The organism is Streptomyces sp. MK7 (assembly GCF_032658145.1).
Classification (GTDB): domain Bacteria; phylum Actinomycetota; class Actinomycetes; order Streptomycetales; family Streptomycetaceae; genus Streptomyces; species Streptomyces spiralis.
Genome location: NZ_JAVACL010000102.1, coordinates 1 through 5,995, shown reverse-complemented (window position 1 = coordinate 5,995; position 5,995 = coordinate 1). Strand labels below are relative to the sequence as shown.

At 68.0% G+C, this 5,995-nt stretch carries 6 protein-coding genes and 3 pseudogenes; 5 read left to right on the top strand and 4 right to left on the bottom strand.

The genetic code is table 11. The annotated features are described in order from the left end of the window. The first annotated feature begins 110 nt into the window (after nt 1-110). On the top strand, nt 111-647 hold the full coding sequence (locus R2S09_RS39815; RefSeq protein ID WP_316746157.1) for a hypothetical protein: 537 nt from the start codon (nt 111-113) through the stop codon (nt 645-647). Here the strand turns inward: R2S09_RS39815 and R2S09_RS39810 are convergent. After that, the gene (locus R2S09_RS39810) at nt 604-1,395 is read right to left on the bottom strand and encodes an IS5 family transposase (RefSeq protein ID WP_316746156.1); all 792 of its coding nucleotides are present in this window, start codon (nt 1,393-1,395) and stop codon (nt 604-606) included. The two genes, R2S09_RS39815 and R2S09_RS39810, sit on opposite strands and share 44 nt — an antisense overlap. Nucleotides 1,396-1,605: 210 nt before the next feature. Next, nucleotides 1,606-2,091 (bottom strand): annotated as a pseudogene (locus tag R2S09_RS39805) (ISAzo13 family transposase); the annotation flags it as partial. A gap of 56 nt (nt 2,092-2,147) precedes the next feature. Between R2S09_RS39805 and R2S09_RS39800 the strand changes: the two are divergent. Beyond that, nucleotides 2,148-3,057 (top strand): annotated as a pseudogene (locus R2S09_RS39800) (IS701 family transposase); the annotation flags it as partial. A 23-nt stretch (nt 3,058-3,080) separates the two neighbouring features. On the opposite strand, the gene R2S09_RS39795 reads toward R2S09_RS39800, so the two are convergent. Both R2S09_RS39795 and R2S09_RS39790 read right to left on the bottom strand, forming a co-directional pair. After that, nucleotides 3,081-3,473 carry a hypothetical protein gene (locus R2S09_RS39795; RefSeq protein ID WP_316746154.1) on the bottom strand — a complete coding sequence of 131 codons (393 nt, stop codon included), beginning with the start codon at nt 3,471-3,473 and terminating at the stop codon, nt 3,081-3,083. A gap of 526 nt (nt 3,474-3,999) precedes the next feature. Continuing rightward, on the bottom strand, nt 4,000-4,377 hold the full coding sequence (locus R2S09_RS39790) for a universal stress protein (protein WP_399145720.1): 378 nt from the start codon (nt 4,375-4,377) through the stop codon (nt 4,000-4,002). A 338-nt stretch (nt 4,378-4,715) separates the two neighbouring features. Here R2S09_RS39790 and R2S09_RS39785 point away from each other — a divergent pair, with 338 nt between their 5' ends. From R2S09_RS39785 to R2S09_RS39775, 3 genes and pseudogenes are all read left to right on the top strand, one after another. Beyond that, nucleotides 4,716-5,102: a GNAT family N-acetyltransferase gene (locus R2S09_RS39785; RefSeq protein ID WP_306193175.1), complete on the top strand. Its 387-nt coding sequence runs from the start codon at nt 4,716-4,718 to the stop codon at nt 5,100-5,102. A 176-nt stretch (nt 5,103-5,278) separates the two neighbouring features. Continuing rightward, nucleotides 5,279-5,611 (top strand): GNAT family N-acetyltransferase, encoded by a 333-nt coding sequence (locus R2S09_RS39780; protein ID WP_306193174.1) that lies wholly within the window; start codon nt 5,279-5,281, stop codon nt 5,609-5,611. A gap of 38 nt (nt 5,612-5,649) precedes the next feature. After that, a pseudogene (locus R2S09_RS39775) lies at nt 5,650-5,868 on the top strand (integrase core domain-containing protein); the annotation flags it as partial. Between the last annotated feature and the right edge of the window lie 127 nt (nt 5,869-5,995).

Genomic DNA, 5,995 nt, shown 5'->3' with positions numbered 1-5,995 from the left:
AGGTGTTGTCTTTCCGGACGTGATCGACGCGTTTCTGCTGGTCGGGGATAGGAGTGGTGGTTCCGTGGGAGTGGTGGCCTGTCGGGTCGTCGTTCCCCGGGAGGTCGCGGATGCCGTCAGTTGTTGGGCTGCTGGAACAGCACGAGCTCGCCGCTCGGCGCCGAGTCGACGGGCTGCGGGAGGCGGCCGACCGCATCCAGGCCGAGCTCGCCGCGGCCGAGCTGGAATGGCAGGAGTGGGCGATCGCCCGCAGGCGGGTCGATACGGTGCTGGCTCCGGACGACGGTGCAGCCGCCGAGGCGGAGGTCACGGCGGATCCGCGGGATGCGGAGGTGCAGTCGACGCTGCGGGACGCGGCGAAGCCGAAGTCGCAGGTGCCGGTGTGGCACCAGGGGCTGGCCTGGTCGGTGCTGTCGGTGGACTACCAGCGCATCCTCACGGCGCTCGCGGACCGGGCCCGGCTCCATCAGGGGCCGCTGACCTGCCAGGAGATGGCCGCCGTGTTCGGCATGGACGTGGTGCCGGCGCGGGTGGAGGCCCTGCGGTCGAAGGCGAAACGCCTGGTCGCGCGCGGCTGGCTGGCCGAGCAGCAGCCGGGCCGCTTCACCCTCGCGGCAGGCGTGACCGGGCCAGGCGACGGGTCATGAGCAAGGTCATCGACCAGTAGACCATCGCCTCGGCGCTGGTGGTGCGGCGCTCGAAGTCGCGCACCAGGCGGCGGCTTCGCATCAGGTGGGCGAAGAGGCGCTCGACGATCCACCGCTTGGGCAGCACCACGAAGCCGCGCATGTCGTCGCTGCGTTTGACGATCGCCAGGACCAGGGCGAATGTGGCCAGGCAGTACTCGACGAGGCTGCCGGTGTAGCCGCCGTCGGCCCAGACCAGTTCTAGCCGGTGGTGGTTGTTGGCGACCTGCCTGAGCATGACCTCGGCAGCGGTGCGGTCGCCGACATCTGCGGCGGTGACCATCACGCCCAGCAGCAGGCCGAGGGTGTCGACCACGACGTGCCGCTTGCGGCCGTTGATGAGCTTGCCGCCGTCGAAGCCCCGGCTGCCGGCGCCGACGACGGCGTCCGCCTTGACGGACTGCGAGTCGATCACCCCGGCGGTCGGCTGCGCGTCCCGCCCCAGCTCCTCGCGGACCCTCGCGCGCAACCGGTCGTGGAACTCCTTGACCAGGGCGTTGTCGCGCCAGCGGCGGAAGAACGCATAGACGCGGTCCCACGGCGGGAAGTCGTCGGGCATCGCCCGCCACTTGATCCCGTTGTCCACGAGATACCGGATCGCATCAAGCATGGCCCGGTGGCAGTACGCCTCCGGCCGGCCGCCCCGGCCGCGCATCCAGCCCGGCACCGGCAGCAGCGGCAGGACCCGGGCCCACTCCTCGTCCGTCATGTCCGTCGGGTAGCGCGGCTGCCGCGTCCCGTTATCGGCGGCGTTTCCGAACCGGTGAGCCAGGCAGTCACACTCCCAGGTGACCGCGCTGGACTGCCCGGGCATCGGCGCGCAAGACTGCTGCACCAGGGCCTCCTGCTGCTCGGTGATTCGACACCAACGAGCTGTTCAGGAGGCCCTGTTCGTATGCGCCCAGCGCCCCGCGACCACCCGATCGGGACTCCCGTTCGACGCGCATCCCTCAAGATCGAAAAGACAACAGCTTCTGAGACCGTGCAGCAGGCGCCCGACGGTCGCGGCACTGACCGGATGGCCCTGCGACGTCAGAGTCGAGGCCAGCGTCCGCAGCGACAGTGTGGTCCATCGCAGCGGAGAGACCGGGTCGCCTCTGGTGTGCGGCTCGATCAGTGCCTCGAGAGCCGCCGACAGGCCGGGGTCGGTGACCGTCAACGGCTTGCGGCCAGCTCCCGCAGCCCTGACCCGCCGCGTCGGCACCGCGTCCCTGGCCAGCTCGGTGACGCCGCGCGCGACGGTGGCGGTGCTGGTCCCGGACGCGGCGGCCACCAGGGTGATCCCACCGTGGCCGATGGCCGCGGCCTCGCTGGCCAGGTAGAGCCGATGGCGCCGCTCATCCAGATGCGGCAGGGTCCGGTCGAACTTGGCCCGTAACTCTGTGACGGGCGGACGCACACTCATAGTCCACCCTCCCATCAACACCGCCTGGGCAAGCAGTTATTGAGATACGCGTCCCGGGCAGGATCGAGAACTCGCAGGTCGCCGTCTACCTCATCTACGCGGGCCGCCGCGGTGGACCGGGAACTGTACGTCCCGCGCTCATGGACCTCCGAGCCGGAGCGCTGCCAGGCCGCCGGCCTCGGCGATCAGACCGCATTCGCCACCAAACCGGAACTGGCCGCCCGCATGATCGGCCGGTTCCTGGACGCGGGCCACCAAGCCCCGTGGGTCGCCGGCGACGAGGTCTACGGCGGCAACCCGAAACTGCGCGCCGCACTGGAGGAACGCGGATGCGGCTACGTACTCGCCGTCGCCCGCACCCACGAAGTCGCTACCCCCGCTGGGAAGTTCCGAGTCGACGCTCTGGCCGCGAAGGTGCCGAAGCGGGCCTGGCAGAAGCTGTCGGCCGGGGCCGGCGCGAAGGGGCACCGCTTCTACGACTGGGCCGTCATCGACCTGGCCGAAGTCCGGTCCGGCAGCCACCGGCTGCTGATCCGCCGCGACCGCGCCACCGGCGAACTCGCCTACTACCGCTGCTTCTCGCCGACCCCGGTACCCCTGCCCACGCTGGTCCGCGTCGCCGGGTCGAGGTGGCGGGTGGAGGAGACATTTCAGGCCGCAAAGGGCCTGGCCGGACTGGACGAGCACCAGGTCCGACGCTTCACTTCATGGTCTCGCTGGGTCACCCTTGCCATGCTCGCTCACGCCTTCCTCGCCGTCGTCCGCGCTGACGAACACGCTCGCCATCCCGCCCCCAGCGGGCTGATCCGGTTCACCTGCAACGAGATCCAGCGCTTGTTCACGACGCTCGTCGTCCGGCACGTGCACGATGCAGCCCATCGACTCCACTGGTCCGCCTGGCGGCGTCGCCACCAAGCCCGAGCCCAGGCCAGCCACTACCGCCGACAGGGCACGAATCGGTCGTGAAGATCACGATTCATAGCCGACCGCTACCGCCATTCGGCCACCAGCCACTTGCCGTCGACCTTCGAAAGCAGCAGCTCGCTGATCTGGAGAGGGTTGTCATCGACGTTTATGTGTCCGAGGCTGCCGCCTCTCGCGAAGAACCGGGATGCGTAGGAGCCGGCCAGTTCGTCTCGTTCCGCGTCGCTCAAGGGGGCTACGAGCGCTTCGACGGCTTGCGGGCATGTGTCCTTGTGCTGGGCGGCGGCGAGTTCGGACCGTGCTGTCCGGGTCATGAGGGCGCAGGCGTCATCACCGTCCCCTGAGCCAAGGGCTTTCAGGAATGCCTTGCCGGAGTTCTCCAGAGCCCCGAGGTTCGCCTGGTTCTCCTGAACCGCGGAGAAGATCCCGATACCCCCGATCGCGAGCAGCAGGCCCATCCCCCCAAAGATCAACAGGAGTCCCTTGTCCCGCCCGTTCGTGCGGACCAATGTGCCCATCCCCCCTGCCGCAGTCTGCGCGCCGACCGGCGTGCTCGTTGGCGGAAGTGTCTCAGTACGGGGCTCCTCCATGCGAGCACACCCGCGGCTGCGACGGCACGCCCGGATGACTGCGACCTCGGCGTCCACGGCGCGGCTGACTGATCTTCTGCCTCCATGCACCGGTGGTCACCGGTGACACGCACCGTTCCCGGACCGCCGCCAGCAAGATCACGATCTACGGCTGGAGTACTAGGCCGGCGCACCCTGGTCGAATGGCGCCACGCGACACCGCAAGGCGAGAAGGGACAAAGAGTGATGCCAGCTTCCGGCTGGTTAGTGTCGATCCGCAGCGCTGTCTTACCCGACAAGGCCGCGATCTTGCCGCAACTCGTCGTTCGCCCCCGAAGCGGCGCGGCCTCGCGGAGTGCGGGGCCGGGCCGCGTTCCATCCTGAGAGTTGCTCCTTTTGCGCGCCGCGGTCAGGTTCAGCTGCTCGCGGCCTCGGGCTCATCCGGGACGAGGAGGACAGCCGTGCGGCTGGCGTGCGTGACGGCGTCGCTCACGCGGGGATTGAAGAGGGCCGCGACGGCTCCGCGGTGGTGGGGGCTGAGGATGATGAGATCTGCACGGAACTGCTCGGCCGCCGACGTGATCAGGGACGGCACTTCACTGAGCAAGCCGGTGGCCAGGGTGCCGTCCGCCTTGATGCCTTCGTCGCGGAGAGTCGCGACGGCCTCGTCAAGGATCGCCTCGGCTTCGGCGTCGTCCTCCAGGCGTACGACGGTGTCGAGCGTTGCAGTGGCCGCAGCCACGTGCACGACGTGAACGGAGGCACCGGTCAGCCGTGCCATGTCACCAGCCATGCGTACGGAGGCGAGACGGGCAGGACTCGGGTCGACCGCGAGCAATATGCGCTTGAACATGTGTATGCGCTCTCCTTGAGCGTTGTCCCTTGAATGGCGTCGAGCCCCCGCCGACCCTGCTGTTCACTCAGGCGCAGTGCTGTGAGGGCGAGGTTGTGCAGGTCGGCGACGCGGAGTGGACGCCGTCTGCTGCGGGGTGGTAACCACGGACTGTTTGGATCCACACAAGTGGACCACCAGGTCCAACATACGCCACTGAGTCGCTGCTGCTATGACTAGCCAAGTGCCATTCTGAGACTTTAAGGTCCCAACTGACGGCCGTCTGAGTGCACGTAGCTATGCGTTGGAGCGGTGAGCCCATGAGCAGTGGAGAACAGCGGCCGATGGCCGAGCAGTTGACCGACAGCCCCGATCAGGGCCGCTTCGAGCTCCACCGTAACGGTGACCTCGTCGGTTGGCTCTACTACACCCGTCTGAGGCCCAACCGGTACGCTCTTCGGCACACTGAAGTCGCGTCGAGTCATCAGCACCAAGGGGTGGGAGGGGCTCTGGTGCGGCGAGTTCTCGACGAGATCCGCGCCCGCTCCGGCACTGTCACCGCGATCTGCCCCTTTGTGGTCGACTACCTGTCGCGAACTGACGCGTATGACGATCTGATCGACACCCGCTTCCCGGGCTACTCCGATCGTGCCGCCGCCGAATCGGCACTGCGCCAAGGGAGCTGAGGAGACGCCACTGCAGACCAGTGTGTGCTCCGTAATACCTACACTTCGCGGGCCCGGACGAGATGGTCGGCGGAAGCAGCCTCGCCGCTCTGGCCGACATGGCCTAGGGCCGTCGCCACCTGCTCTTCGGCGATTCGTACGAGTAAGAATCTTCTGCTTCGGGGCGCTGTTATGGCATGGACAGGGATAAGTACACAGACCTCGACATCCGTGTGGCAAAGGATACGGAGGCGGAGACTTACGACGCATGGCTCGGGCCCGACCGTATCGGAACCCTTGTCTACCAGGTGACGGGCGGGCGGGTCTCGATGATCTCGATCGCAGTGGATCCGGAGTACCAGCATCACGGTGTGGCCGGAGAACTGATCGCCGGTGCCCTCGACGACGTCGCCCAGTCCGGACACACAGTGACGATCATCTGCCCGGTCGTCCGTTCCTTCATCGACGAGCATCCCGAGTACGCCGCTCTCGTCGACCCCAACCGCCCTGGCATTCGGACGCACCACTGACGCTTGGGCGGGTCAGGCGTGGTCGGCACAACTCCGCACAACCCCTCGGCGCGGCCGGCAAGCTCACACGAGCCCACCGGCCGCAGACCAGCGGCAAGGTCGAACGCTGCACAGCGCACCCTGTTCGACGAGGGGGTCCACCTGCGGCCCTACGCCGGCAACGATGAGCACACCGCAATCCTGGCAGACTTCCCGCACACCACAACCACCATCGTTGCCACACCGCGCTCGACGGCCACCCGCCGATCAACCGTGTGCTGCCGAGGCCTGACGCAGTGCGCGTCAGGCCCCGGCGGTGCGTTGTGCGGCACCGTTCCGTTCAGCGCATGACGCTCAACGACAGCGCGAACCGACCCGCCTCGTCCGTCCACCACCCGGTCAGGT